Origin of the sequence: Pseudomonas sp. AMR01, assembly GCF_041946035.1 — a bacterium.
GTDB lineage: Bacteria > Pseudomonadota > Gammaproteobacteria > Pseudomonadales > Pseudomonadaceae > Aquipseudomonas > Aquipseudomonas antarctica_B.
On record NZ_JAUTYR010000004.1, the window covers coordinates 235,111 to 258,903 of the forward strand.

General features: G+C 60.0%; 26 protein-coding genes and 1 riboswitch. Of the genes, 17 read left to right on the top strand and 9 right to left on the bottom strand.

Translation table 11 applies throughout. From position 1 onward, the window contains the following. Positions 1–84 precede the first annotated feature (84 nt). From hisG to hisC, 3 genes are all read left to right on the top strand, one after another. Positions 85–720: an ATP phosphoribosyltransferase gene (hisG, locus tag Q7C20_RS06245; RefSeq protein ID WP_375066355.1), complete on the top strand. Its 636-nt coding sequence runs from the start codon at positions 85–87 to the stop codon at positions 718–720. Between the two features lie 127 nt (positions 721–847). Continuing rightward, on the top strand, positions 848–2,164 hold the full coding sequence (gene hisD / locus Q7C20_RS06250; protein ID WP_375066357.1) for a histidinol dehydrogenase: 1,317 nt from the start codon (positions 848–850) through the stop codon (positions 2,162–2,164). A 3-nt stretch (positions 2,165–2,167) separates the two neighbouring features. Continuing rightward, positions 2,168–3,220 (top strand): histidinol-phosphate transaminase, encoded by a 1,053-nt coding sequence (gene hisC, locus Q7C20_RS06255; RefSeq protein ID WP_375066359.1) that lies wholly within the window; start codon positions 2,168–2,170, stop codon positions 3,218–3,220. Positions 3,221–3,345: 125 nt separating this feature from the next. On the opposite strand, the gene Q7C20_RS06260 is transcribed toward hisC, so the two are convergent. Both Q7C20_RS06260 and upp read right to left on the bottom strand, forming a co-directional pair. After that, complete coding sequence (locus tag Q7C20_RS06260; protein ID WP_348062102.1) at positions 3,346–4,620, bottom strand: uracil-xanthine permease family protein; 1,275 nt, start codon at positions 4,618–4,620, stop codon at positions 3,346–3,348. Positions 4,621–4,622: 2 nt separating this feature from the next. Continuing rightward, entirely contained in the window at positions 4,623–5,261 is a 639-nt protein-coding gene (gene upp / locus Q7C20_RS06265; protein ID WP_078740754.1) for a uracil phosphoribosyltransferase, read from the bottom strand. A gap of 164 nt (positions 5,262–5,425) precedes the next feature. Here upp and Q7C20_RS06270 point away from each other — a divergent pair, with 164 nt between their 5' ends. The 3 genes from Q7C20_RS06270 (at position 5,426) to Q7C20_RS06280 (ending at position 6,916) form a co-directional block, all read left to right on the top strand. Continuing rightward, the gene (locus Q7C20_RS06270) at positions 5,426–5,983 is read left to right on the top strand and encodes a hypoxanthine-guanine phosphoribosyltransferase (protein ID WP_159933036.1); all 558 of its coding nucleotides are present in this window, start codon (positions 5,426–5,428) and stop codon (positions 5,981–5,983) included. A 3-nt stretch (positions 5,984–5,986) separates the two neighbouring features. Then, the gene (locus Q7C20_RS06275) at positions 5,987–6,454 is read left to right on the top strand and encodes a WbuC family cupin fold metalloprotein (protein WP_348062103.1); all 468 of its coding nucleotides are present in this window, start codon (positions 5,987–5,989) and stop codon (positions 6,452–6,454) included. 174 nt (positions 6,455–6,628) lie between these two features. Then, positions 6,629–6,916, top strand: a complete 288-nt coding sequence (locus Q7C20_RS06280) for a PA4642 family protein (protein WP_375066363.1) — start codon at positions 6,629–6,631, stop codon at positions 6,914–6,916. A gap of 80 nt (positions 6,917–6,996) precedes the next feature. On the opposite strand, the gene mqo is transcribed toward Q7C20_RS06280, so the two are convergent. Beyond that, on the bottom strand, positions 6,997–8,505 hold the full coding sequence (gene mqo, locus Q7C20_RS06285; RefSeq protein ID WP_375066365.1) for a malate dehydrogenase (quinone): 1,509 nt from the start codon (positions 8,503–8,505) through the stop codon (positions 6,997–6,999). A gap of 483 nt (positions 8,506–8,988) precedes the next feature. On the opposite strand from mqo, the gene Q7C20_RS06290 reads away from it, so the two are divergent. Next, positions 8,989–9,225 carry a hypothetical protein gene (locus Q7C20_RS06290; RefSeq protein WP_375066367.1) on the top strand — a complete coding sequence of 79 codons (237 nt, stop codon included), beginning with the start codon at positions 8,989–8,991 and terminating at the stop codon, positions 9,223–9,225. Between the two features lie 8 nt (positions 9,226–9,233). Here Q7C20_RS06290 and Q7C20_RS06295 read toward each other — a convergent pair whose 3' ends face one another. Further along, complete coding sequence (locus tag Q7C20_RS06295; RefSeq protein ID WP_375066369.1) at positions 9,234–9,467, bottom strand: hypothetical protein; 234 nt, start codon at positions 9,465–9,467, stop codon at positions 9,234–9,236. A 182-nt stretch (positions 9,468–9,649) separates the two neighbouring features. On the opposite strand from Q7C20_RS06295, the gene Q7C20_RS06300 reads away from it, so the two are divergent. After that, positions 9,650–10,234: a YajG family lipoprotein gene (locus Q7C20_RS06300; RefSeq protein WP_375066371.1), complete on the top strand. Its 585-nt coding sequence runs from the start codon at positions 9,650–9,652 to the stop codon at positions 10,232–10,234. Between the two features lie 59 nt (positions 10,235–10,293). Here the strand turns inward: Q7C20_RS06300 and Q7C20_RS06305 are convergent, their stop codons facing one another. Then, a complete protein-coding gene (locus tag Q7C20_RS06305; RefSeq protein ID WP_348062123.1) occupies positions 10,294–10,503 on the bottom strand; it encodes a hypothetical protein in 210 nt (69 codons plus the stop codon). Positions 10,504–10,686: 183 nt separating this feature from the next. On the opposite strand from Q7C20_RS06305, the gene Q7C20_RS06310 reads away from it, so the two are divergent. After that, entirely contained in the window at positions 10,687–10,944 is a 258-nt protein-coding gene (locus Q7C20_RS06310) for a hypothetical protein (protein WP_375066373.1), read from the top strand. A gap of 121 nt (positions 10,945–11,065) precedes the next feature. On the opposite strand, the gene Q7C20_RS06315 is transcribed toward Q7C20_RS06310, so the two are convergent. Further along, positions 11,066–12,229 (bottom strand): 1-acyl-sn-glycerol-3-phosphate acyltransferase, encoded by a 1,164-nt coding sequence (locus Q7C20_RS06315; protein ID WP_375066375.1) that lies wholly within the window; start codon positions 12,227–12,229, stop codon positions 11,066–11,068. 131 nt (positions 12,230–12,360) lie between these two features. Here Q7C20_RS06315 and Q7C20_RS06320 point away from each other — a divergent pair, with 131 nt between their 5' ends. The 4 genes from Q7C20_RS06320 (at position 12,361) to Q7C20_RS06335 (ending at position 14,476) form a co-directional block, all read left to right on the top strand. Beyond that, on the top strand, positions 12,361–12,543 hold the full coding sequence (locus Q7C20_RS06320) for a CPXCG motif-containing cysteine-rich protein (RefSeq protein ID WP_375066377.1): 183 nt from the start codon (positions 12,361–12,363) through the stop codon (positions 12,541–12,543). 11 nt (positions 12,544–12,554) lie between these two features. After that, a complete protein-coding gene (locus Q7C20_RS06325) occupies positions 12,555–12,815 on the top strand; it encodes a putative signal transducing protein (protein ID WP_375066379.1) in 261 nt (86 codons plus the stop codon). A gap of 36 nt (positions 12,816–12,851) precedes the next feature. Beyond that, positions 12,852–13,472: an SOS response-associated peptidase gene (locus tag Q7C20_RS06330; RefSeq protein ID WP_348062118.1), complete on the top strand. Its 621-nt coding sequence runs from the start codon at positions 12,852–12,854 to the stop codon at positions 13,470–13,472. Positions 13,473–13,657: 185 nt separating this feature from the next. Then, positions 13,658–14,476 (top strand): M48 family metalloprotease, encoded by an 819-nt coding sequence (locus tag Q7C20_RS06335; protein WP_375066381.1) that lies wholly within the window; start codon positions 13,658–13,660, stop codon positions 14,474–14,476. A 148-nt stretch (positions 14,477–14,624) separates the two neighbouring features. Here Q7C20_RS06335 and Q7C20_RS06340 read toward each other — a convergent pair whose 3' ends face one another. The 3 genes from Q7C20_RS06340 to Q7C20_RS06350 form a co-directional block, all read right to left on the bottom strand. Next, complete coding sequence (locus tag Q7C20_RS06340; protein ID WP_375066383.1) at positions 14,625–15,209, bottom strand: TMEM165/GDT1 family protein; 585 nt, start codon at positions 15,207–15,209, stop codon at positions 14,625–14,627. An 89-nt stretch (positions 15,210–15,298) separates the two neighbouring features. Continuing rightward, positions 15,299–15,418, bottom strand: a riboswitch (yybP-ykoY riboswitch). Positions 15,419–15,469: 51 nt separating this feature from the next. Beyond that, the gene (locus Q7C20_RS06345) at positions 15,470–16,468 is read right to left on the bottom strand and encodes a methyltransferase (protein WP_375066385.1); all 999 of its coding nucleotides are present in this window, start codon (positions 16,466–16,468) and stop codon (positions 15,470–15,472) included. A 30-nt stretch (positions 16,469–16,498) separates the two neighbouring features. Continuing rightward, positions 16,499–17,464, bottom strand: a complete 966-nt coding sequence (locus Q7C20_RS06350) for a 2-hydroxyacid dehydrogenase (RefSeq protein ID WP_375066387.1) — start codon at positions 17,462–17,464, stop codon at positions 16,499–16,501. An 84-nt stretch (positions 17,465–17,548) separates the two neighbouring features. Between Q7C20_RS06350 and Q7C20_RS06355 the strand changes: the two genes are divergently transcribed. From Q7C20_RS06355 to Q7C20_RS06370, 4 genes are all read left to right on the top strand, one after another. Beyond that, positions 17,549–18,181: a LysE family translocator gene (locus tag Q7C20_RS06355; RefSeq protein ID WP_375066389.1), complete on the top strand. Its 633-nt coding sequence runs from the start codon at positions 17,549–17,551 to the stop codon at positions 18,179–18,181. Between the two features lie 288 nt (positions 18,182–18,469). Further along, positions 18,470–20,152 carry a fatty acid--CoA ligase gene (locus Q7C20_RS06360; protein ID WP_375066391.1) on the top strand — a complete coding sequence of 561 codons (1,683 nt, stop codon included), beginning with the start codon at positions 18,470–18,472 and terminating at the stop codon, positions 20,150–20,152. 333 nt (positions 20,153–20,485) lie between these two features. After that, positions 20,486–22,345 carry a DUF1302 domain-containing protein gene (locus Q7C20_RS06365; RefSeq protein WP_375066393.1) on the top strand — a complete coding sequence of 620 codons (1,860 nt, stop codon included), beginning with the start codon at positions 20,486–20,488 and terminating at the stop codon, positions 22,343–22,345. A gap of 43 nt (positions 22,346–22,388) precedes the next feature. Beyond that, entirely contained in the window at positions 22,389–23,753 is a 1,365-nt protein-coding gene (locus Q7C20_RS06370; RefSeq protein WP_348062581.1) for a DUF1329 domain-containing protein, read from the top strand. The last annotated feature ends 40 nt before the right edge of the window (positions 23,754–23,793 follow it).

Here is a 23,793-nt window from a genome sequence, read left to right on the forward strand (position 1 = left end):
AATCGAGGCTGTAATGGCCTCGATCTGTGTCTGGCGCCGTTTGCGACCGGACAGCAATAGCCTGATGAAGGACTGACGTTTCCCATGTTGACCATCGCACTGTCCAAGGGCCGCATCCTTGACGACACTTTGCCGCTTCTGGCTGAATCGGGCATCGTGCCAACCGAGAATCCGGACAAGAGCCGCAAGCTGATCATCCCCACGACCCAGGACGACGTTCGCCTGTTGATCGTGCGGGCTACCGACGTACCGACCTACGTCGAGCACGGCGCGGCCGACCTTGGCGTCGCCGGTAAGGACGTGCTGATGGAATACGGTGGCCAGGGCCTCTACGAGCCTTTGGACCTGCGTATCGCCCTGTGCAAGCTGATGACTGCCGGCCGTGTAGGTGACGTTGAACCCAAAGGCCGCCTGCGCGTGGCCACCAAGTTCGTCAACGTTGCCAAGCGCTACTATGCCGAGCAAGGCCGCCAGGTCGACATCATCAAGCTCTACGGCTCGATGGAATTGGCCCCGCTGATCGGCTTGGCCGACAAGATTATCGACGTGGTCGACACCGGCAACACCCTGCGTGCCAACGGTCTCGAGCCCCAGGATTTCATTGCAGACATCAGCTCCCGTCTGATCGTCAACAAAGCATCGATGAAGATGCAGCACGCCCGTATCCAGGCGTTGATCGACACCCTGCGCAAGGCAGTGGAGTCTCGACACCGCGGTTGACTCACCCGCGTAGCTGAAAGGCTACGCCCGTCTATCCGCCGCATAGCCAGAATTCTCAGGTGCCCAAGCGGAGCAAACGGTAGTTTAGGGCGCCTGAGTTTTTGCCAATTCTATTGAGGCCCTCGCTATGACCACGTCCACTGCAATTGCCCGACTCAACGCTGCCGACCCGGATTTCGCCGATCATCTGGATCATCTGCTGAGCTGGGAAAGTGTGTCTGACGACTCGGTCAACGGGCGAGTCCTCGACATCATCAAGGCTGTGCGTGAGCGCGGCGATGCTGCTCTGGTGGACTTCACCCGTCAATTCGACGGCCTGGACGTAAAGTCCATGTCCGATCTGATTTTGCCGCGTGAACGCCTGGAGCTGGCCCTGACGCGCATCACCGCGCCGCAGCGCGAAGCCCTGGAAGTGGCGGCGGCTCGCGTACGCAGCTACCACGAAAAGCAGAAACAGGACTCCTGGAGCTACACCGAGGCCGACGGCACCGTGCTGGGCCAAAAAGTCACGCCGCTGGACCGTGCCGGGTTATACGTGCCCGGCGGCAAGGCCTCTTACCCGTCATCGGTACTGATGAACGCGATTCCGGCCAAAGTGGCGGGCGTGCTCGAAGTGGTCATGGTCGTGCCGACTCCGCGCGGTGAAATTAATGAGCTGGTATTGGCCGCGGCGTGCATCGCCGGTGTCGACCGCGTGTTCACCATCGGTGGCGCCCAGGCCGTTGCAGCCTTGGCCTACGGCACCGAAAGCGTGCCGAAAGTCGACAAGGTGGTTGGCCCTGGCAACATCTATGTCGCCACCGCCAAGCGCCATGTGTTTGGTCAGGTCGGTATCGATATGATCGCCGGTCCTTCGGAAATTCTGGTGGTGTGCGACGGCCAGACCGACCCGGACTGGATCGCCATGGACCTGTTCTCCCAGGCCGAGCACGACGAAGACGCCCAAGCGATTCTGGTCAGCCCTGATGCCGAGTTCCTCGACAAGGTCGCCGCCAGCATCGACAAGCTGCTGCCGACCATGGACCGCGCCGAGATCATCGAGAAGTCGATCAATGGCCGCGGCGCGCTGATCCTCGTGCGCGACATGGAACAAGCCATTGAAGTGGCCAACCGCATCGCCCCGGAACACCTGGAGCTGTCTGTCGCCGACCCACAAGCCTGGCTGCCGTCGATTCGCCACGCCGGTGCGATCTTCATGGGTCGCCACACCAGCGAAGCCCTGGGCGACTACTGCGCAGGTCCCAACCACGTGTTGCCGACATCCGGCACCGCGCGTTTCTCATCGCCGCTGGGCGTGTATGACTTCCAGAAGCGTTCGTCGATCATCTTCTGCTCGCCACAGGGCGCCTCCGAGCTGGGCAAGACCGCTTCGGTGCTGGCTCGTGGTGAATCGCTGAGCGCGCACGCGCGCAGCGCCGAATATCGCATTGTTAAGGGGGAATAAGGCATGAGCAGATTCTGGAGCCCTTTCGTCAAGGACCTCGTGCCTTACGTGCCCGGCGAGCAACCGAAACTGACCAAGCTGGTCAAGCTCAACACCAATGAAAACCCGTACGGCCCATCGCCCAAGGCGTTGGCCGCCATGCACGCCGAGTTGAACGACAACCTGCGCCTGTACCCGGACCCCAACAGCGACCTGCTTAAGCAAGCGGTCGCCAGGTACTACGGGATCGACGCAGGCAAGGTGTTCCTCGGCAACGGTTCCGATGAAGTCCTCGCGCATATTTTCCACGGCTTGTTCCAGCACGATTTGCCACTGTTGTTCCCGGACATCAGCTACAGCTTCTATCCAGTGTACTGCGGCCTGTATGGCATCAAGTCTGACCCGGTGCCGCTGGACGAGCATTTCCAGATCCGTGTGGCGGACTATGCCAGGCCCAACGGCGGGATCATCTTCCCCAACCCGAACGCGCCGACCGGCTGTGTGCTGGCGCTGGATGCGGTGGAACAGATCCTCAAGGCCAGCCCGGATTCGGTGGTCGTGGTCGATGAAGCCTATATCGACTTTGGCGGCGAAACGGCCATTAGCCTGGTGGATCGCTACCCGAACCTGCTGGTAACGCAGACCCTGTCCAAATCGCGCTCCCTGGCCGGTTTGCGCGTGGGCTTGGCCGTGGGCCATCCAGACCTGATCGAGGCGCTGGAGCGGGTCAAGAACAGCTTCAACTCTTACCCACTGGATCGCCTGGCGATTGTCGGCGCTGCGGCGGCGTTTGAGGACCGTGAGTATTTCGAGAAGACCTGCCAGTTGGTCATCGACAGCCGCAACACGGTGGTCGCGCAGCTGGAGGCCAAGGGGTTTGAAGTGTTGCCATCGGCGGCGAACTTTATCTTTGCGCGTCATCCGCAGCACGACGCTGCCGGCCTGGCGGCCAGGTTGCGAGAGAAAGGCGTGATCGTTCGGCACTTCAAGCAGGAGCGGATTGCCCAGTTCCTGCGGATCAGCATTGGTACGCCGGAGCAGAACCAGGCGCTGATTGATGGCCTGGGTGAGCTGTAACATCCGCTGAAAAGCAAATGTGGGAGGGGGCTTGCTCCCGATGGCGGAGTGTCAGTCGACATCTAATTGACTGATTTACCGTCATCGGGAGCAAGCCCCCTCCCACATTTGGTTTGCGGTGTTAGCTAGAGCAACGGTTCGTCAGGCTTCTTGTTCTTCCAGCCATCATTACCCGGCAGCAGCAGGTTCAGCGCAATCGCCACCACTGCACACAGGGCGATGCCCTTCAGGCCAAAGTCATCCGGGCCCGTGCCGGTGCCGACCAGCACGCCACCAATACCAAACACCAGGGTCACCGACACAATCACCAGATTGCGCGCCTCGCCGAGGTCGATCTTGTGGCGGATCAGCGTGTTCATCCCCACCGCGGCAATCGAACCAAACAACAGGCACAAAATGCCGCCCATCACCGGGATCGGAATGCTCTGCAGCAATGCGCCGAACTTGCCGATAAACGCCAGGCTGATGGCAAATACCGCCGCCCAGGTCATGATTTTCGGGTTGTAGTTCTTGGTCAGCATCACCGCGCCGGTGACTTCGGCGTAGGTGGTATTTGGCGGGCCGCCGAACAGGCCGGCTGCCGTGGTGGCGATGCCGTCGCCAAGCAAGGTGCGGTGCAGGCCAGGCTTCTTCAGGTAGTCGCGACCGGTCACGCTGCCGACCGCAATCACACCGCCGATATGTTCAATCGCCGGCGCCAGGGCCACCGGGACGATGAACAGAATCGCCTGCCAGTTGAATTCCGGCGCGGTGAAGTGGGGCAGGGCGAACCAGGGGGCGGCGGCAATCTTCGCCGTGTCGACCACGCCGAAGTAGAACGCCATGGCAAAACCCACCAGCACGCCGGAGATGATCGGCACCAGGCGGAAGATGCCTTTGCCGAACACCGCCACAATCAACGTGGTCAGCAGCGCCGGCATCGAGATCAGCATCGCGGTCTGGTAATGAATCAACTCGCTGCCGTCGCCGTTCTTGCCCATCGCCATGTTGGCGGCAATCGGTGCCATGGCCAGGCCGATGGAGATAATGACCGGGCCGATGACCACTGGCGGCAGCAGCCGGTCAATGAAACCGGTGCCCTTGATCTTCACCGCCAGGCCCAGAAACGTATAGACGAAACCCGCCGCCATCACGCCGCCCATGGTCGCCGCGAGGCCGAATTGGCCCTTGGCGAGAATGATCGGGGTGATAAAGGCAAAGCTCGACGCGAGGAAAACCGGTACCTGGCGACCTGTCACAACCTGGAACAACAACGTGCCCAGGCCCGCAGTAAACAATGCAACGTTTGGATCAAGACCTGTGATCAGTGGCATCAACACCAGCGCACCAAATGCTACGAAGAGCATTTGTGCGCCAGACAGGATCTGGCGCCAAAGCGGGTCGTTGAAATCATCCTGCATGCTCAAGCGTCCTTCTGCTTGGTACCGAAGATCTTGTCACCGGCATCGCCCAAGCCTGGGATGATGTAACCGTGTTCGTTCAAGCGTTCATCAATGGACGCGGTGTAGATCTGCACATCCGGATGCGCCTTTTCGACAGCGGCAATCCCTTCGGGGGCAGCCACCAGCACCATGGCGCGAATGTCTTTGCAGCCGGCTTTTTTCAGCAGGTCGATGGTGGCGACCATGGAGCTGCCGGTCGCGAGCATCGGGTCGATGATCATCGCCAGGCGCTCGTTGATTTCCGGAACGAGTTTTTCCAGGTAGGTGTGAGCCTGCAAGGTTTCTTCGTTGCGGGCCACGCCTACGGCGCTGACTTTGGCGCCGGGAATCAGGCTGAGCACGCCCTCGAGCATGCCGATACCGGCGCGCAGGATGGGCACGACCGTGATTTTCTTACCGGCGATTTTCTCGACCTGGACGGTACCGCACCAGCCCTCGATTTCGTAATTTTCCAGGGGCAAATCTTTGGTGGCTTCGTAAGTGAGCAACGCTCCGACTTCCTGAGCAAGCTCACGGAAATTCTTCGTGCTAATGTCGGCACGGCGCATAAGGCCGAGTTTGTGTCGGATCAGCGGGTGGCGGATCTCGCGAGTGGGCATGGGAAAGGCTCCGGCGGCGGGCAAAAAAACCGGCCTAGATTAATCTATCCGAGGGTGTTGTCCTATAGACATCTAGTACGTTAGTCCATTAAGGCTTGATCGTTGCGCCCCACATGCGTACCTTTGCCCGCTTTTCTTGCCACAGCATCCCCTTGGAGAGCGCCATGTCCGCTGATCTTGAGCATATCCGTCAAATCATGCGTGAGGCTGATTGCCTGTACACCGAAGCGCAAGTCGAAGAAGCGATCGCCAAGGTTGGCGCACACATCACTCGCGAAATGGCTGACACCAACCCGGTGGTCTTTTGCGTGATGAACGGCGGCCTGATTTTCGCCGGCAAATTGCTCACTCATCTGCAATTTCCGCTGGAAGCGTCTTACCTGCACGCCACGCGTTATCGCAACGAAACCACAGGCGGCGACCTGTTCTGGAAAGCCAAACCGGAAGTCTCGTTCATCGACCGCGACGTGTTGATCATCGACGACATTCTCGATGAAGGTCACACCTTGGGCGCCATCATCGACTTCTGCAAACACGCTGGCGCACGCAAGGTTCACACCGCCGTGTTGATCGACAAAGACCACGACCGCAAAGCCCGTCCGGACTTGAAAGCCGATTACGTCGGCCTGCCGTGCATCGACCGCTATATCTTTGGTTACGGTATGGACTACAAAGGCTACTGGCGTAACGCTAATGGCATCTACGCCGTTAAAGGAATGTAATTCATGACCCGCTTTCTTGATAACACGCTGTTTGCTGAACTGGCTGAGAAAGCGGGCGCAAGCCCCCGTGGCCGGCACCACCACAACTTTCATCAGATGGAAGAGCCTTGCCATCGGCTGGCGGTAAGTTTGCAACCCAATACCTATGTGCCGCCCCATCGGCACCTGAGTGCAGACAAAGCAGAAACGCTGTTGGTGCTCAAAGGCCGCCTGGGGCTGCTGGTATTCAGTGAGACTGGCGAGGTGCTTGCCAAGCGCGTGATGCAAGCGGGCGGCGAGTGTTCGGGCGTCGATCTGCCTCCGGGAGTATTCCATGGCCTGGTGGTGCTGGAGCCCGACACGGTGATGTTCGAATGCAAAGCCGGCCCTTATCGGCCGGTGGGCGAGGGCGAACTGGCTGATTGGGCGCCGCGCGAAGGCGACGCCGATGTGGCCGAGTATCAGCGCTGGATGCTTGCTCAGTTCGATTGAGCCACAGCTCGGCCACCTCTCACAGAGAGATTCGCCAGCCGCTAAAAGTTGTGTAGATACCTATGGCTATCGCAGGCAAGCCAGCTCCAACATGAGTTCGGCGTGGCTTCCGCCGCTCGCGCCCCACAGGTAGACTTCAAACCCCGTGTAAATGTCTGCAGGCTGGAGTCGGTAATGCGTAAAGATAAGAAACAGGTGATTGGCGACGAGATTGGCGACGATCAAATCAAGTTGTTCCTGGACTTCGAGCCGGTTGACGCAACTTCACCGTCCCTGCACAAACTGATCAAGGCCTACCGTGGCCTGCGTATCGACGACTTCGAGCGCTTCCTGGGCTTTTTCAAGGAAGCCGGTCTGGACATTGACGGCAAAGACGAGCACGGCCAAACCTTCGTCGACCTGATCAAGGACCAGCGCAACGCGCCGGATTACATCGAGCTGATCGACAAAACGCGCGGCTGATTATCCAGGCACAAAAAAACGCCCCGCTCTCATCACGAGAGCGGGGCGATCGTTTCTACGTGACGCTCTGCGTCACGACCTCAAGCGTAGCTCTCGGTCTCTGCGGCAGGCTCAACCAGTTCCAGGCTGATGTTGTTCTGCGCATTGATCTTGCGATACAGCTCGGCGTCGGTCTCCAGAACCTTTTCCCGCGCCGGGAAGATCTCGTGCAGCTTGGCTGCCCACTCACCCGCAGCTTTCTCGGGGAAGCAGCGCTCGATCAACTCCAGCATGATCGACACGGTCACAGAAGCCCCTGGAGACGCGCCCAGCAGGGCCGCCAACGAACCGTCCTGGGCCGCGACCAGCTCGGTGCCAAACTGCAGCACGCCGCCTTTTTTCGGGTCTTTCTTGATGATTTGCACCCGTTGGCCGGCCACTTCCAGGCGCCAGTCTTCGGCTTTCGCTTCCGGGTAGAAGCGACGCAGTGACTCCAGTCGCTGTTCCATGGACTGGCGCACTTCACTGACCAGGTACTTGGTCAAATCCATGTTGTCGCGGGCGACAGCCAGCATCGGGCCGATGTTGCCGGCACGGATCGACAGCGGCAGGTCGAGGAACGAGCCGTGCTTGAGGAATTTGGTGGTGAAACCGGCGTAAGGCCCGAACAGCAGGGACTTCTTGCCATCCACTACGCGGGTGTCCAAGTGCGGCACCGACATCGGTGGCGAGCCCACGGCGGCCTGGCTATAGACCTTGGCCTGGTGGTGCTTGACCACGTCCGGGTTGTCGCAACGCAGCCATTGGCCACTGACCGGGAAACCGCCGAAGCCTTTGCTTTCTTCAATGCCCGAGGCTTGCAGCAATGGCAGCGCCGCGCCGCCTGCGCCGAGGAAGACGAACTTGGCGTCCACCTCACGACTGTTGCCGCTGTTGACGTCCTTGACGCTCACGGTCCAGCCGGCGCCGTTGCGCTTGAGGCCGGTCACGCGCTTGCTGTACTTGACCTGGGTGTCGGGCGAGCTGGTCAGGTGGCTGAGCAACTGGTTGGTCAAGGCGCCGAAGTTGACGTCGGTGCCGTTCATGACGCGGGTGGCCGCAATTTTTTCGTCGAGCGGGCGGCCCGGCATCATCAGCGGCATCCACTCGGCCATCTCGCTGCGGTCTTCGGTGTAATGCATGTCCGAGAACGCATGGTGCTGGCTGAGGGTTTCAAAGCGCTTCTTGAGGAACGACACGCCTTTTTCGCCCTGCACGAAGCTCAGGTGCGGTACCGGGCTGATGAAGGATTTGGACGAGCCAAAGGTGCCTTTTTGGGTCAGGTACGCCCAAAACTGCTTCGACACCTCGAACTGAGTGTTGATGTGCACGGCTTTCTTGATGTCGATGGAGCCATCACCCGCCTGCGGGGTGTAGTTCAGCTCACACAGCCCGGCGTGGCCGGTACCGGCGTTGTTCCACGGGTTGGAGCTCTCCGCGGCACCCGAATCCATCAGCTCAACAACTTCCAGCGTCAGGCCGGGGTCGAGCTCTTTGAGCAGTACGGCCAGGGTGGCACTCATGATGCCGGCCCCTACCAGTACTACGTCGACTGCTTCGTTATGCGCCATTTAACGCGTCTCCAAAATCTGCAGCACCAAATTGACGGCATGGCTGCCAGGAGTGACGGGGCGGTTCACATGTTGCCCCAGATTACCCATGGCCAGGATCGCCATGTCCGATTCTTCGCAATTTTTTGCAACGTCAGCGCACGCTTCCTGCCGCTAATGTGCCTATGAACGCATTCATGGGCGCCTGTGGCAATTCGACTTATGGTCAAAGCGTGCAATTCGTGCAACCAAATCCGTAGCGGACAGGCTTCAAGCTCCGGTTTTTGAGGCCTGCTCGGTCCTGTGTGGTTGGGCTGTTCCAGACGCTGATGGTGCTTGTACAAACGCAAAACTATTCATTTGCTCGCCACACTCTTGTGAAGTTGTGAAAACCCGTTTTTTCACGCTCTTTTGAAGACGTGAACCTCAAAAAAGGGCTGCCCCAGCCTGGCACCTGGCCCGCAAAACCTTACCGACACGCGGCAAAACGGGCAAACAACACAAGTGGCCGAGCGCAATGGCAGCTCTGGCAGATTCGGTAAAGAGGGAGGTTTGCAAAGAAAACAGCAAGCGCGCCAGCTTCACTCGATCTGTGTGGGCGGCTCTCTGTGGGCGATTCTTGAAGTTATTGCCGAGGCATTAACGATGCTGCGAGGCCCGATCAGGAGACGTCCTTATAATCGGGGGGAGATTGTAGCGAAGAACGCCAAGGAAATGGGCGTGTTTTATGACTTTTATTAGTGCTTCGGTCAGGAGGCCAACGCGTGCCGCGAATGCGCGTGTGAAACCTTGGGGCTGAGCCGGGCGCTGGCCGGTAGCGGGCGGTGCATCCAGCCCAGATTTACCTCGGCAACTTCCACCCAGCCATCACCGACGGGCGGCAGGCTGCATCGCTTGAACGCCAGGCAATAGCCGCGGTTATCGAGCAGGGCGTAGTGGCGATGACGAGCATTTGTCATGAACAACGATTTGAGAAGGCGCATGGCTTTGTACCGGTTGCGTTACATGCTTGAAGATTGCCAGTGTGCCATGACACTGAAGTGACGAAATTATGTGAAATTGTAATTTGAGCCTGACTTCAGCTGCGGTTCAGGATTACTGGTGAGAGGCGCGCATGCACCGTTATACTGGCCGCCTGTTTGCACCCAGTCCTGGAGAAATGAGTATGTTGCAACGCCTGTTGTTCGGTTTGATCACTGTGACCAGTTTGACCTTGGTTGGCTGCGCCAACAGCCCGCAACAACTCAGCCCGCAACCTAAAGTTACCGCGCAGCTGGCGCCGGTAGGTCATGGTCAGCCGGTGTCGGTGCGTGTGGTCGATGGTCGTCCATCGCCAACCCTGGGTTCGCGCGGTGGCCTCTACCCGGAGACCGCGCTTATTTCGGTAACGGGCCAGGACGTGCTGCCCAAGCTGCAAGCCCAGGCCGAGGCCGCCGTGCGCCTGCTGGGCTTCACCCCGGCCAACTCGCCGGGCGCACCTCAACTGACCATCACCCTGGCAGAGCTTAAGTATCAGTCGCCTAAAAAAGGCCTGTACGTGACCGAAGCCTCGATCGGCGCGACGTTCAAGTCCGACGTGAGTGCCGGCACCCGTCGCTACAGCGGTCGCTACGCTGCCTCGCTGGACCAGCGCTTCGGCATGTCGCCGAACGAGGAAACCAACACCAAGCTGGTCAGCGATGTGTTGAGTGATGCCCTGACTCGCCTGTTCAAAGACCCAAGCATCGGCCAACTGCTCAGTTCGCAGTAACCTTCGCTCACAAAAAACCGGGCTCAGCGATGAGCCCGGTTTTTTTGTGCCTGGAGCATTCATGCAGCCGTTTCGACATAAAAGTCCAGCACACTCACACCGGTGAGAAAGTCCATTTCCGGCAGGTCGGCATGCTGGTGCCCACCAAGGGCGCAATACACCAGCCAGTGACGATCCTGGACGTTGAATGCAAGGGCGCCGACCAGCGCCTCTTGCTCATCGTTTTGGGCGATCAGGTACAGCCGATCCTGGTTTTGCGCATGCAACATGACAAGCTCCCGGGCGTTCGAAGGGCAACAGAGTGGCTTGTTAAGGTGACGTTCAGGTGACGCTGTAAATTACTGGATACATTAAGTGCACATGGGGGATGGAGCTTTTCCGGCGCAGGACGCGACTATTGTTCAGGTTTGTATCTGAATCGATACCAAGGCACTGATCGACCGAGGTTTGCGATGGCGCTTCCCGCACTGTTCATTAATGCTGTGGCTCTACTGGTGGCCTGCCCGGGTGCAGCGCTGCTGTTCATTACTCGCCTGCGCGAGCAACGCGCGATGGCCGACCTGACCGCTCAAAGCGAAGATCGCGCGATCGACCAACCCATGTTGTTTCTGGATGTGCGCACCGAACGGGCGCATCGTTTTGCTTATCGCGTCGGGTTCGCCTGCCTGATGCTGGCACTGGCCGTCTCCTGGCTCAGCACCCACCTGTAGTAACAACTCAAAACAAATGTGGGAGCGGGCTTGCTCGCGAACGCGGTGGTTCAGTCACTGATGTACTGAATGACACACTGCATTCGCGAGCAAGCCCGCTGCCACATTTTTTGCCTGTGTGTTACAGGGGAATCCCGGCCTTCACCCGGTATTGATTGCGCACGGGTGTCGCATACTGCACCACCAAAAACGGCCGATGCTCCGCCGGGCATTCATTCAATCGCCGCTCCCACTCCGCTTTGGCTTTGGCCAGCTCATCCGCCGGGAACACCTCGGCTGCCTTCGGCACCTGCAATTGCGGGTCGGCGTCGCTCCACTGCGCATAGGCCAGGTAATGCACCGGGAATAAGCGATAACCGCCGAGAATCTGCCGATCCATCTCCACCGCCAGCAATTTGGTGTCTTCAAAACGCTCGGTGATCGGCGGTGCAAAGTTCACGTGCACCCGGCCCTTGTAGCCGGTGATGCCCAGCGCAATACTCACGTCATCTTCGCCCGGCGCCTTGCTGTAGGTGCCGGTGGTGGCGCGGATGTAGAGTTCGCGCGCCTTGGCCGAATCGCACGGGTCGTACTCGTAACTGATCGACACCGGTGTCAGGTTCAGCGACTGAATCACCTCGGCAAACGGCTCGTCCTTGCGGCTGACATGGAACATCTTGAGGATCGCCGACTCGGTACGGTCATCCCCATCCTTGGCCCGGCCTTCGGCCTGGGCGATCCAGATCGACTGGCAGTCGTTGCGGATCGAATGGTTGATGTAGGCCGACAGCAGGTTGAACGCCGCCATCTTTTCCTTTCGCCCGGTGATCGAGCGGTGCACGATAAAGCTCTTGTTCAAGCGCATCAGGTCGCTGACAAACGGCTTTTGCAGCAGATTGTCGCCGATGGCGATGCGCGGCGTCGGCAGGCCGGCGTGGTACACGGCATAGTTGACGAAGGCCGGGTCCATCACGATATCGCGGTGGTTGGCCAGAAACAGGTAAGCGGTGCCAGACTTGAGCTGCTCGACGCCGGTGTAGGTTACGCCGTCAGTCGCTCGGTCGATGGTGTGGTCGACGTAATACTCGACCTTGTCCTGCAGCGTCGCCACGGTGGTGACGTCGGCGAACTCACGGCGTAACTTGCGAGCGATCATCGGCTTGAGCAGCCAGCCGAATGCGCCGGCAAAGCGCGGGAAGCGGAAGTGGGTCAGGATGTCCAGAAAGGCCTTGTCACTGAACAGACGCGCCAGCACTGCCGGGACTTCGCTGTCGTTGTAAGGTCGGATGGTATCGAATTCGCCCATCATGCTCTCTTGTTAGAAACGGCTAGGGTAAGTAAAGGAAATAGCAGGGTGCGGCCGCAGTATTGGCGTTGCCGAGAATAGCCCTGTAAATAGACCGGCGATTATACGCACAACTCACCTGGGAGACCGCGATGCTGGAAACCGAGTCGTACGATTGTCCTTATTGTGGCGAGCCCGCCGAGGCGGTGCTGGACCTTTCCGGCGGCGATCAGTCATACATAGAAGACTGCCCGGTGTGCTGCCGGCCGATCACTTTTGAGCTGCAGGTGGACGGTAGCGAATGGATGCTGAACGTTCGCAGCGAAAACGAATAACGGGGTCGCCCATGCAGCGAATCTACGAACCGGAAAACCTGATGGAAGGCGAGCTGCTGCAGCACATGCTCGCCAGCGAGGGCATCGAGGCGCATCTGGTGGGCCGCCATTTGCTCGGCGGCACCGGTGAACTGCCGATTTTCGGGGTGCTGGGGCTGGAAGTGGATAACGACCGGGCGGCCTACGCCCGCGAGCTGATTCTGGCTTACATCGGCGCGCAGCCGCTGCCCGGCGATGAACCCGACAGCTTGCCCGACGTGTTGGTCTGTTAGGCTGTCGGTCGGTTTATCCAAGAGTCGTGTTACCCCATGTGTGGACGTTATGCCCTGTTTCGCTGGAATCCTGCCTTTGCGGCCTTGCCCGGCTTCCCGGCTGATCAGCAGGCCCAGTGGAACATCTCCCCCAATGATTCGGTGCTGATCCAGCGCCTGAGCGAAGGCCAGCGCACTCTGGCCCGCGCCCGCTGGGGGCTGACACCGCCCTGGCTCACCGACCTTTCACGCACGCCGGCCCATGCCCGTGCTGAAACCCTGGCCGAGCAGCCGATGTTTCGCGAAGCCTTCCGTCAGCGCCGCTGCCTGCTGCCCGCCAATGGTTTTTACGAATGGCGCGGCACCCAGCGCAAACGCCCGTATTGGTTGACGCCGGGGGAGGGCTCCACGCTGTTTTTTGCGGCTATTTGGGAAGCGTATCCGGTGCAAGAGCAGGTGTGGCTGAGCACTGCAGTGGTGACACAGGCCGCGCAAAGCCAGCGCCGGCCGTTGATTCTGGATGCGGCGGGGCAAGAGGCCTGGTTGAACCCTGAAACGCCGTTGCATCAATTGCAGGCGCTGCTGGCCGGCGAGCCTGTGGCGTTGCGCGAGCGGGTGCTGGCCAATATGGTCAATGATCCCAAGCTTAATGGGCCTGAATGCCTGACCCCGGGTTGATTCAGTGAGTGTGCGGTTGGAGTGATGGGCCCCATCGCAGGCAAGCCAGCTCCAACAGTGAATTCAGTCTATGTGGGATGTATCTGAAACTAAGCGGTTACACGTCTGTTGTATCTGGCGCCGATACAAATGACCGCCTACGATACGCGCCATGTTTTCACGGCGTGGTATTCAGGGAGAGCTTCATGAAAAAGTCATTGGCGGTAAGTGGCTTGGTTGCAGCGATGCTGCTGGCGGGCTGCCAGTCGGTAAACACCACCAGCGGCGGCGCCGTTGGGGTCGAGCGCAAGCAGTACATGTTCAGCATGCTGTCGAGCCAGGAAGTCGACCAGATGTATGCGCAGTCCTACCAGCAGACGCTGGGTGAGGCGAGCGGCAAGGGCATGCTGGACAAGACCAGCGCCAACGCCAAGCGTGTGCAGGCGATTGCCAATCGCCTGATCGCCCAGGCCCCGACTTTCCGCCCGGATGCGGCGCAGTGGAAGTGGGAAGTGAACCTGATCAAGAGCGACGAGATGAACGCCAACTGCGGGCCTGGCGGCAAGATCTTCGTGTACAGCGCCTTGATCGATAAACTCAAACTCACCGATGACGAGCTGGCGGCGGTGATGGGCCATGAAATCGCCCACGCCTTGCGCGAGCACGGGCGTGAGGCCATGTCCAAGGCATACGGCATCCAGATGGCCAAGCAGGGCGCCGGTGCGTTGTTCGGCCTCGGCCAGGACAGCCTGGCGCTGGCCGATACCGTGGCCAACTACGGCATGACCTTGCCCAACAGCCGCGCCAACGAAAACGAAGCGGACCTGATCGGCCTGGAGCTGTCGGCCCGCGCCGGTTACAACCCGAATGCCGCCATCACGTTGTGGAACAAGATGGCCAAGGCGTCGGAAGGCTCGCCGCCGGAGTTCATGAGTACGCACCCGGCCTCCGACAGCCGAATCGCCTCGTTGCAAGCGGCGATTCCGAAGGTAATGCCGCTGTACCAGCAGGCGAAAAAATCCTGATATTCCAGATTCGCTGATGCTCCAAATGTGGGAGCTGGCTTGTGTGGGAGCTGGCTTGCCTGCGATGCAGACACTTCGGTATCTCAGGCAGACCCGGTTGATGCTATCGCAGGCAAGCCAGCTCCCACATGGGTTTGGGTTTACAGGTTTAGATCCACCCGCTGCTCTGCATGGCCTTGTACACCGCCACCACCGCCAGCACGAAAAACGCCGTGGCCGCCAATCGGCGAATCAGGGTCAGTGGCAGTTTGTCCGCCGCAAAATTCCCCGCCAATACCACCGGCACGTTGGCAATCAGCATGCCCAGCGTGGTGCCGATAATCACCAGCCACAATTCCGGATATTGCGCCGCCAGCATCACCGTGGCGATCTGCGTCTTGTCACCGATCTCCGCGAGGAAGAACGCAATCAGCGTGGTCAGGAACGGCCCGAACTTGCGCGAGGTACTGGCTTCGTCATCGTCGAGTTTGTCTGGCACCAGGGTCCACAACGCCGTGGCGCAGAAGCTCGCCGCGAGAATCCAGTGCAACACCGCATCCGAGAAGAAACTTCCGAACCAGGCCCCCACAGCACCGGCAGCCGCATGGTTGGCGAGGGTCGCGGCAACGATGCCGGCGATGATCGGCCAGGGTTTGCGAAAGCGTGCGGCAAGGATGAGCGCGAGCAGTTGCGTCTTATCGCCGATTTCGGCCAAGGCAACGATTGCGGTAGGAACGAGTAATGAATCCAGCATCAGGTAGGTTTCCAGGGGCGGGTCGACACGGCTATGACACGTACAGCCTTCCCGCCCCGGGTAAGGTGTTCGTGTCATAGGTCTTGTCAAACCCCGGTCCGTCTGTGCGGACTCCTGGGTCGCATACGCCATGGTCTGTTGACCAAGTATGTTGACGTATGCCGGACGAGCGTGGCGCTCGTGGGAGACTACTCCCCTAGGACGGAGCGGATTCTGCCTAGGCAAAATCCATTCGGCAAGCCTTCTTTTTCAAACGCGCGTCAGCTGCGCTTGGCACGGTAAATGCGGAACCCATTGCCTTCGGCCTTGACTGCACACACGCCCAGATGCTCTTCGATCAACGGCTGATACTTGAGGAAGCTGTTGGCAACCAAACGAAGTTCGCCGCCTTTTGCCAGGTGTTTCGCCGCTTTTCGCAACAAGTTCTCGGTGGCGAAATAATCGGTGTGCACCCCGACATGGAACGGCGGGTTGCTCAAAATAGCGTTTAAACCCATCGGCGCAGCATCAATACCATCACCGGTCAGCACCTCGGCTTCCAAGCCATTGGCAGCCAGCGTCAGGCGACTGCTGGCGGCGGCAAACGCGTCCACATCAAGCATCGTCACCGTGTTGTGCGGGTAGCGACGTTTCACCGCCGCGCCCAGTACGCCCGCGCCGCAACCGAAGTCCAGCAAATGGCCGCTGGGCAACTTGTCCAAGTGCTCAAGCAGCAATTCGGTACCGCGATCCAGGCGACCATGGCTGAACACGCCCGGCAAACTCACCACCTTCAGTGGCCCTTCTGCCAGCGGCACGTCGAAGACCTGCGCCAGGCTTTCCAGCTCAACCGCCTGCGGGGCGTTGGCCACGGTGATTTGCCACAGCTGGCAGTGGCGCGCGTTATCGAGCTTGCGCGGTTTGCCATAGGGCAGCATCTGCTTGGCAGCGCTTTCGATGCCGCCTTTTTTCTCGCCGACCAAAAACAGCTCGGCGCCTGGCAGGCGCGCGGCCACGGCGTTGAGCAGGTAATCGGTGAGGTCCTTGGACTTGGGCAGGAAGATCACCGCCGCATCGAACCCACGCTCCGGCACGTTTACGCCGAACTGGCTGCGCTCGGGGAAGCGCGCATCCAGCGCGGCCTGGTCGCCGGCATGCCAGCACCAGCCGTGAGCGTTGGGCAGGCGGCCAAGCAAATCATCGGCGGGCAGGCCGACCAACAGCACGTTGCCCTGAAAAAGTTCGGTCTGACGAAGCAGTACTTCACTGCGCGGATCCATGGTCTGCTCCTTGAAAAGGGGCGCAGTTTATCAACTGACGACGCGCAGCGGGGCGCCGCTGAAAAAGCCTCGGGCGTTTTCCGCCAGTTGGCCGACGATGCGCTGCCGCGCTTCGCGGCTACCCCAGGCATTGTGGGGCGTGACGATCAGGCGCGGAATGTCGCCCGCCAGCAGCGGGTTGCCATTTACCGGCGGTTCCACACTCAGCACGTCGGTCGCCGCGCCGCCCAAATGGCCGCTGCGCAAGGCATCCGCCAGGGCCTGTTCGTTGATCAAACCGCCGCGCGCCGTGTTGACGATGAACGCACCGGGCTTGAGCAGCGCCAGTTCGCGCGCGCCGATAAAGTCGCGGGTGTGCTCATTGAGCGGGCAGTGCAGGGTCAGTGCATCCACCTGCGCGAGCAATTCATCCAGCGGCACGCGGTCAGCGCGGGCAGGGCGCCCTGGAATCGCGCCGAGCAACACGCGCATCCCAAAGGCTTCCGCCAGGCGCGCCACGGCGCTGCCCAGTTCGCCATGGCCGAGCAAACCGAGGGTTTTGCCTTGCAGTTCGACAATCGGGTAATCCAGCAGGCAAAACTGTTTGGCCTGTTGCCATTTGCCCGCGTTGACATCCTGTTGATAGTCCTTCAACCGCGTCGCCAGGTTGAGCAACAGCATGATCGTGTGCTGCGCCACCGACGGCGTGCCGTAGCCCTGGCAATTGCTCACGGTAATGCCGTGGGCGCGTGCGGCGGTGAGGTCGACGTTGTTGGTGCCGGTGGCCGACACCAGAATCAGCTTGAGTTCGGGGCAGGCCGCCAGGGTTTCAGTGTTGAGTGCGATCTTGTTGCTGATGACGACCTGCGCACCTTGCAGGCGCTCGACCACATTCTGCGGCGTGGTATCCGAGAACAGTTCGAGTTCGCTGAAGCCGTTACGCAGCTCGCTGAGGTCGAGGTCTCCCAGGTCCAGGGACGGGTGATCAAGGAAGACGGCGCGGCGGTTGTTCGTCATCAACTGTACCTTTTGCGACTGAGGGTGAAGGCGTAATCTGCGGAGCCTATCAGATGAAATAATCAGTTACTTAATGGAGTGAGCATGTACGCCGCCGAGTTTTTGACCGTAGCTTTGATTCACTTGTTGGCGGTGGCCAGCCCTGGCCCGGATTTCGCCGTGGTTGTGCGCGAAAGCGTCACCCACGGCCGACGCGCCGGGACTTGGACGGCGCTGGGCGTCGGCTCGGCGATTTTCCTGCACGTGGGTTATTCGTTGCTGGGCATTGGCTTGATCGTGTCCCAGTCCATCGTGCTGTTCAACGCGTTGAAATGGGCGGCGGCGGCTTACCTGCTGTACATCGGCTTCAAGGCCCTGCGCGCGCAGCCGGCCAAGCCTGCCAGCGAAGAAGACCTGCACCGCGAAGTCGGCGAGCGCACGGCGCGCGGCGCCTTTACGTCGGGCTTCGTGACCAATGGTTTGAACCCCAAGGCCACGCTGTTTTTCCTGTCGCTGTTCACCGTGGTGATCAACCCGCACACGCCGCTGGCGATCCAGGCCGGTTACGGCGTGTACCTGGCGGTGGCGACGGCGTTGTGGTTCTGTCTGGTGGCGATGTTGTTCAGCCAACAGCGAGTGCGCGCCGGGTTTGCGCGCATGGGGCACTGGTTTGATCGGGCCATGGGCGCGGTGTTGATTGCGATTGGTGTGAAACTAGCCTTCACCAGCATGAAGTAAACACAGTACAAATGTGGGAGCGGGCTTGCTGTGGCGAGGGAGCTTGCTCCCGCTCGATCGCGCAGCGGTCGCCGGCTTTTTGGGGGCGCTTCGCACCCCAGCGCAAGCAAGCTTGCTCGCCACAGCAAGCCCGCTCCCACATTGGATCTCCATCGGGGCTGAGTGCTGGCCCAAAGCTAGCATTCATTGGCCGCAACAAATCATTCCTTTGGCTGATTTGACTGAAACATAAGGTCTCTAAAGTGCAGGTCTTCAAGCCAAGACCGTGCAGTCAGATAAGGGATTCGTATGTTGCAGACCCGTATTATCCCGCCCGCCGAAGGCGCGTACCGATACCCGCTGTTGATCAAACGCCTGCTGATGTCCGGGGCCCGTTACGAGAAAACCCGGGAAATCGTCTACCGCGACAAACTGCGTTACACCTACCCGACCCTGATGGAACGCGTCGCGCGCCTGGCCAATGTGTTGACCGAAGCCGGGGTCAAGGCCGGTGACACGGTTGCCGTGATGGACTGGGACAGCCACCGTTACCTGGAATGCATGTTTGCCATTCCGATGATCGGCGCGGTCATCCACACCATCAACGTGCGGCTGTCGCCGGAACAAATCCTCTACACCATGAACCACGCCGAGGACCGCTTTGTGCTGGTCAACAGCGAGTTCGTGGGCCTTTATCAGGCCATCGCCGAGCACCTGACCACCGTCGACAAAACCCTGCTGCTGACCGACGGCGAGTCCAAAACTGCCGAGCTGCCGGATCTGGTCGGTGAGTACGAAACCTTGCTGGCGGCCGCGAGCCCTGCGTACGACTTCCAGGACTTCGACGAAAACTCTGTCGCCACCACGTTCTACACCACCGGCACCACCGGCAACCCCAAGGGCGTGTACTTCACCCATCGCCAACTGGTGCTGCACACCATCGGCGTGGCGACGATCATGGGCAGCGTCGACAGCGTGCGCCTGCTGGGCACCAACGACGTGTACATGCCGATCACGCCGATGTTCCACGTTCACGCCTGGGGCCTGCCGTATGTGGCGACCATGCTCGGCTTGAAACAGGTCTACCCCGGCCGTTACGACCCGGAATACCTGGTGGAGCTGTGGCGCAAGGAGAAGGTCACGTTCTCCCACTGCGTGCCGACCATCCTGCAAATGGTGCTCAACGCCAAGGCCGCGCAGGGCGTGGATTTTGCCGGCTGGAAAATCGTCATCGGCGGCAGCGCGCTCAACCGCACGCTGTATGAAGCCTCCAAGGCGCGTGGGATTCAGCTGACCGCTGCGTACGGCATGTCCGAGACCGGGCCGTTGGTGTCCTGCGCCCACCTCAATGAAGAGTTGATGGCCGGCAGCGAAGACGAGCGCACTACTTACCGCATCAAGGCCGGTGTGCCCGGGCCGTTGGTGGAAGCGGCGATTGTCGACGGTGACGGCAACTTCCTGCCCGCCGACGGCGAGTCCCAGGGCGAACTGGTGCTGCGTGCGCCGTGGCTGACCGAGGGCTATTACAACGAACCGCTCAAAGGCGCCGAGCTGTGGGCCGGCGGCTGGATGCACACCGGCGACGTGGCGACCCTGGATGCCTTCGGCGTGATCGATATCCGCGACCGCATCAAGGACGTGATCAAGACCGGCGGCGAGTGGATCTCGTCCCTGGCGCTGGAAGATTTGGTCAGCCGTCACCCGGCGGTACGCGAAGTAGCGGTGGTGGGCATCGCCGACCCGCAGTGGGGCGAGCGCCCATTTGCGTTGCTGGTGGTCCATGATGGCCATGTGATAGGTGCCCGCGAGCTCAAGGAGCACCTCAAACCCTTCGTCGAATTGGGCCACTTGAGCAAGTGGGCCATTCCAAACCAGATCGCCGTTGTTACTGAAATTCCCAAGACCAGTGTCGGCAAACTCGACAAAAAACGTATCCGCGTTGACATCATTGAATGGCAGGCCAACAACAGCACGTTCCTGTCCACCCTCTGAAACCTCAAAGTGTGCCCTCAGGGGCACGCAATGCTCTATCTCGTGCCTTCACTTGTGATTTCCAGATTTTCAGCCATCCTTTGCGCGTCGACTGTCGTCGACGTGGCGAAAGGACTGTGGCAGACGGGTTGGTGATGCAAATCACACTTTAGAGGGATCAAGCGGTACCCCCTGCTGGCTATAGTCCCACTCTGAGTTTTTCAAGGATGTACCGCTTCGGGCCATGGGCGCTCGGTTGCCAGGCGGCATTGGAATCGTTGTATTCCGGCCGTTACATGCATCCAGAAAGAAAGAACTCACTGCCATAACAATAATGCACATGGAGTAGCGTCGATGACCTCAGTAAACCAGTTCTGGCGCCGGGCGAAATTGCCTCTGGCCGTCAGTCTCGCTTCTACGCTCGCCGGGCCCGCATTCGGCGTCAGTTTCAACATCGGTGAAATCGAAGGCAGCTTTGACTCATCCCTGTCGGTGGGGTCCAGCTGGTCGACTGCTGGTCGAAACAAAGACCTGATCGGTGCCAACAACGGAGGCAGGGGCCTGTCCCAAACCTCCGATGACGGCCACCTGAACTTCGACAAGGGCGATTCCTTTTCGAAGATCTTCAAGGGTATCCATGACCTTGAGTTGAAATACGGCGACACCGGCATCTTTGTGCGTGGCAAATACTGGTACGACTTCGCGCTGCAAAACGAAGACCTGGACTACAAGAACGTCAGCAATGACAACCGCAAAGAGGGCGCCAAGTCCTCCGGCGGGCAGATTCTCGACGCCTTCGTCTACCACAACTACACCATCGCAGATCAGCCGGGTAACGTGCGGTTCGGTAAGCAGGTGGTGAGCTGGGGTGAAAGTACCTTCATTGGCGGCGGCATCAACTCGATCAACCCGATCGACGTGTCCGCGTTCCGTCGCCCAGGTGCCGAAATCAAGGAAGGCCTGATTCCGGTCAACATGTTCTACGTGTCCCAGACCCTGACCGATAACCTCTCCGCCGAGGCGTTCTACCAGTTGGAGTGGGACCAGACCGTTGTGGATAACTGCGGGACGTTCTTCTCTCAGCCCGACGTAATCGCCGACGGTTGCGACAATAACCTGCGGGTGTTGAACAAGCGTTCCACCATTCCCGGCGCGGCCTTGCCAACCCTTAACGCCCTGGGCGTGGATGTAAACAGCGAAGGTGTGCTGGTACGCCGAGGCGGCGACCGTGATGCGCGGGACAGCGGCCAGTTCGGCGTGGCCATGCACTACAACTTCGAACCGCTGGATACGGAATTCGGCGCCTACTTCATGAACTACCACAGCCGTGCGCCGATTTTCAGTGCGACCGGTGCGCCGGCGTCGGCGTTTACCCGCCCACTGGGGCCACTGGCGGCATTGCGCCCATTGATCGTGGCGGGCAGCTCGCGGTACTTCGTCGAATACCCTGAAGATATCCGCCTGTACGGGTTGAGCTTCTCCACCACGTTGCCCACCGGCACCGCGTGGAGTGGTGAATTGAGCTATCGCCCGAATGCGCCGGTGCAACTGAGCACCACCGACATTCTGTTTGCGGGTGTTACGCCGATTCCGGGTTTTGGCAACGCGTCGGTACTCAAGGGCACGCCGGGCCAGGACTTGCATGGCTATAACCGTAAGGAAGTGACCCAGTTCCAGACCACCTTCACGCACTTCTTCGACCAGGTGATGGGCGCTACTCGCCTGACCACCGTGGGTGAAATCGGCGTGACCCATGTGGGCGGCCTGGAGAGCAAAAACGAGGCGCGATATGGCCGTGATCCGGTCTTCGGCCCCGGCACGCTGCCTGGCGGTTTTTGCAACGCACTCAACAACTCCACCGCTACCGGCGCGGGCTTGCCCAATGCCGCCGGCCTGAACACCAACTGCAACAACGACGGCTACACCACTGCAACGTCCTGGGGCTACCGCGCCCGGGCAATCTGGGAGTACCCGGATATGTTTGCCGGTGTGAACCTTAAGCCGAGCGTGGCCTGGTCCCACGACGTCAAAGGTTACTCGCCAGGCCCTGGCGCCAACTTTGAAGAAGGTCGCAAGGCCGTCAGCCTGGGTGTGGATGCCGAGTACCAGAACACCTACACCGTCGGCCTGAACTACACGAACTTCTTTGGTGGCAAGTTCAGCACCGTGGACGACCGTGATTTCATCGCCCTGAGCGCTGGCGTGAACTTCTAAGACTGTCTTTTTCAGATACATGCAATTCAGGAAGAACCAGAATATGAAAATAACTAAAAGTCTGTTGCATGTGGGTGTGCTCGGGCTGTCGATCCTGGCGAGCAACGTCATGGCGGCAGTCACGGCGGATGAAGCCGCCAAACTGGGCACCACCCTGACCCCGATGGGCGCTGAAATGGCCGGTAACGCGGCCGGCACCATCCCGAAATGGTCGCCACTGCCCACCAACGCCGGCGCCGTGGATGCCCGTGGTTTCCTCGCCAACCCGTATGCCAGCGAGCAACCGCAGTTCACCATCACCGCGAAGAACGTTGAACAGTACAAAGACAAGCTGGCTCCGGGGCAGTACGCGATGTTCAAGCGTTACCCGGACACCTTCAAGATGCCGGTCTACCCGACCCATCGCGGCGCTACCGTGCCGGCGGATGTGTTTGCCTCCATCAAGAAGAACGCCACCACCACCAACCTGGTGTCTGGCGGCAACGGCCTGGAAAACTTCGAAACCGCCGTGCCGTTTCCGATCCCTAAAACCGGTGTCGAGGTGATCTGGAACCACATCACCCGTTATCGCGGTGGCAGCGTGACCCGCCTGGTAACCCAGGCCACGCCGCAAACCAACGGCTCGTTCAGCCTGGTGTACTTCAAAGACCAGTTCGTGTTCCGTGACAAGATGAAAGACTTTGACCCGAAAAACCCGGGCAACGTGCTGTTCTACTTCAAGCAGCAAGTGACCGCGCCGGCCCGTCTGGCCGGTGGTGTGCTGCTGGTGCACGAAACCCTGGACCAGGTCAAAGAGCCGCGTTCGGCGTGGGTCTACAACGCCGGCCAGCGCCGTGTGCGCCGGGCGCCGCAAGTGTCCTATGACGGACCGGGTACTGCCGCTGACGGCCTGCGCACCTCCGATAACCTCGACATGTACAACGGCGCGCCGGACCGTTACGACTGGAAGCTGGAGGGCAAAAAAGAAATCTACATCGCCTCCAACAGCTACAAAATCGACGATCCGAAGCTCAAGTACGCTGACATCATCAAGGCCGGCCACATCAACCAGGACCTGGCACGTTACGAGTTGCGCCGCGTTTGGCATGTAGTGGCGACCCTGAAAGAAGGCCAGCGCCACATCTACGCCAAACGTGACTTCTTCATCGACGAAGACACCTGGCAAGCGGCCGTTATCGACCATTACGATGGTCGTGGCCAACTGTGGCGCGTCGCCGAAGCCCACGCCGAGAACTACTACGACAAGCAAGTGCCGTGGTACGCCATCGAAACCCTCTACGACCTGCAGTCCGGCCGCTACCTGGCACTGGGCATGAAGAACGAAGAGAAGCAGGCGTATGACTTCGGCTTCACCGCCAGCACCGCCGACTTCTCGCCTGCGGCCCTGCGTCAGGACGGTGTTCGCTAGGTTTCACGCGTAAACCCAATGTGGGAGGTGGTCAGTGTGG

Excerpts from the sequence above, each read along its gene's own strand:
- hisG (WP_375066355.1), top strand. The coding sequence starts at position 85 with ATGTTGACCATCGCACTGTCCAAGGGCCGCATCCTTGACGACACTTTG.
- hisD (WP_375066357.1), top strand. The coding sequence starts at position 848 with ATGACCACGTCCACTGCAATTGCCCGACTCAACGCTGCCGACCCGGAT.
- hisC (WP_375066359.1), top strand. The coding sequence starts at position 2,168 with ATGAGCAGATTCTGGAGCCCTTTCGTCAAGGACCTCGTGCCTTACGTG.
- Q7C20_RS06260 (WP_348062102.1), bottom strand. The coding sequence starts at position 4,620 with ATGCAGGATGATTTCAACGACCCGCTTTGGCGCCAGATCCTGTCTGGC.
- upp (WP_078740754.1), bottom strand. The coding sequence starts at position 5,261 with ATGCCCACTCGCGAGATCCGCCACCCGCTGATCCGACACAAACTCGGC.
- Q7C20_RS06270 (WP_159933036.1), top strand. The coding sequence starts at position 5,426 with ATGTCCGCTGATCTTGAGCATATCCGTCAAATCATGCGTGAGGCTGAT.
- Q7C20_RS06275 (WP_348062103.1), top strand. The coding sequence starts at position 5,987 with ATGACCCGCTTTCTTGATAACACGCTGTTTGCTGAACTGGCTGAGAAA.
- Q7C20_RS06280 (WP_375066363.1), top strand. The coding sequence starts at position 6,629 with ATGCGTAAAGATAAGAAACAGGTGATTGGCGACGAGATTGGCGACGAT.
- mqo (WP_375066365.1), bottom strand. The coding sequence starts at position 8,505 with ATGGCGCATAACGAAGCAGTCGACGTAGTACTGGTAGGGGCCGGCATC.
- Q7C20_RS06295 (WP_375066369.1), bottom strand. The coding sequence starts at position 9,467 with ATGCGCCTTCTCAAATCGTTGTTCATGACAAATGCTCGTCATCGCCAC.
- Q7C20_RS06300 (WP_375066371.1), top strand. The coding sequence starts at position 9,650 with ATGTTGCAACGCCTGTTGTTCGGTTTGATCACTGTGACCAGTTTGACC.
- Q7C20_RS06305 (WP_348062123.1), bottom strand. The coding sequence starts at position 10,503 with ATGTTGCATGCGCAAAACCAGGATCGGCTGTACCTGATCGCCCAAAAC.
- Q7C20_RS06310 (WP_375066373.1), top strand. The coding sequence starts at position 10,687 with ATGGCGCTTCCCGCACTGTTCATTAATGCTGTGGCTCTACTGGTGGCC.
- Q7C20_RS06315 (WP_375066375.1), bottom strand. The coding sequence starts at position 12,229 with ATGGGCGAATTCGATACCATCCGACCTTACAACGACAGCGAAGTCCCG.
- Q7C20_RS06320 (WP_375066377.1), top strand. The coding sequence starts at position 12,361 with ATGCTGGAAACCGAGTCGTACGATTGTCCTTATTGTGGCGAGCCCGCC.
- Q7C20_RS06325 (WP_375066379.1), top strand. The coding sequence starts at position 12,555 with ATGCAGCGAATCTACGAACCGGAAAACCTGATGGAAGGCGAGCTGCTG.
- Q7C20_RS06330 (WP_348062118.1), top strand. The coding sequence starts at position 12,852 with ATGTGTGGACGTTATGCCCTGTTTCGCTGGAATCCTGCCTTTGCGGCC.
- Q7C20_RS06335 (WP_375066381.1), top strand. The coding sequence starts at position 13,658 with ATGAAAAAGTCATTGGCGGTAAGTGGCTTGGTTGCAGCGATGCTGCTG.
- Q7C20_RS06340 (WP_375066383.1), bottom strand. The coding sequence starts at position 15,209 with ATGCTGGATTCATTACTCGTTCCTACCGCAATCGTTGCCTTGGCCGAA.
- Q7C20_RS06345 (WP_375066385.1), bottom strand. The coding sequence starts at position 16,468 with ATGGATCCGCGCAGTGAAGTACTGCTTCGTCAGACCGAACTTTTTCAG.
- Q7C20_RS06350 (WP_375066387.1), bottom strand. The coding sequence starts at position 17,464 with ATGACGAACAACCGCCGCGCCGTCTTCCTTGATCACCCGTCCCTGGAC.
- Q7C20_RS06355 (WP_375066389.1), top strand. The coding sequence starts at position 17,549 with ATGTACGCCGCCGAGTTTTTGACCGTAGCTTTGATTCACTTGTTGGCG.
- Q7C20_RS06360 (WP_375066391.1), top strand. The coding sequence starts at position 18,470 with ATGTTGCAGACCCGTATTATCCCGCCCGCCGAAGGCGCGTACCGATAC.
- Q7C20_RS06365 (WP_375066393.1), top strand. The coding sequence starts at position 20,486 with ATGACCTCAGTAAACCAGTTCTGGCGCCGGGCGAAATTGCCTCTGGCC.
- Q7C20_RS06370 (WP_348062581.1), top strand. The coding sequence starts at position 22,389 with ATGAAAATAACTAAAAGTCTGTTGCATGTGGGTGTGCTCGGGCTGTCG.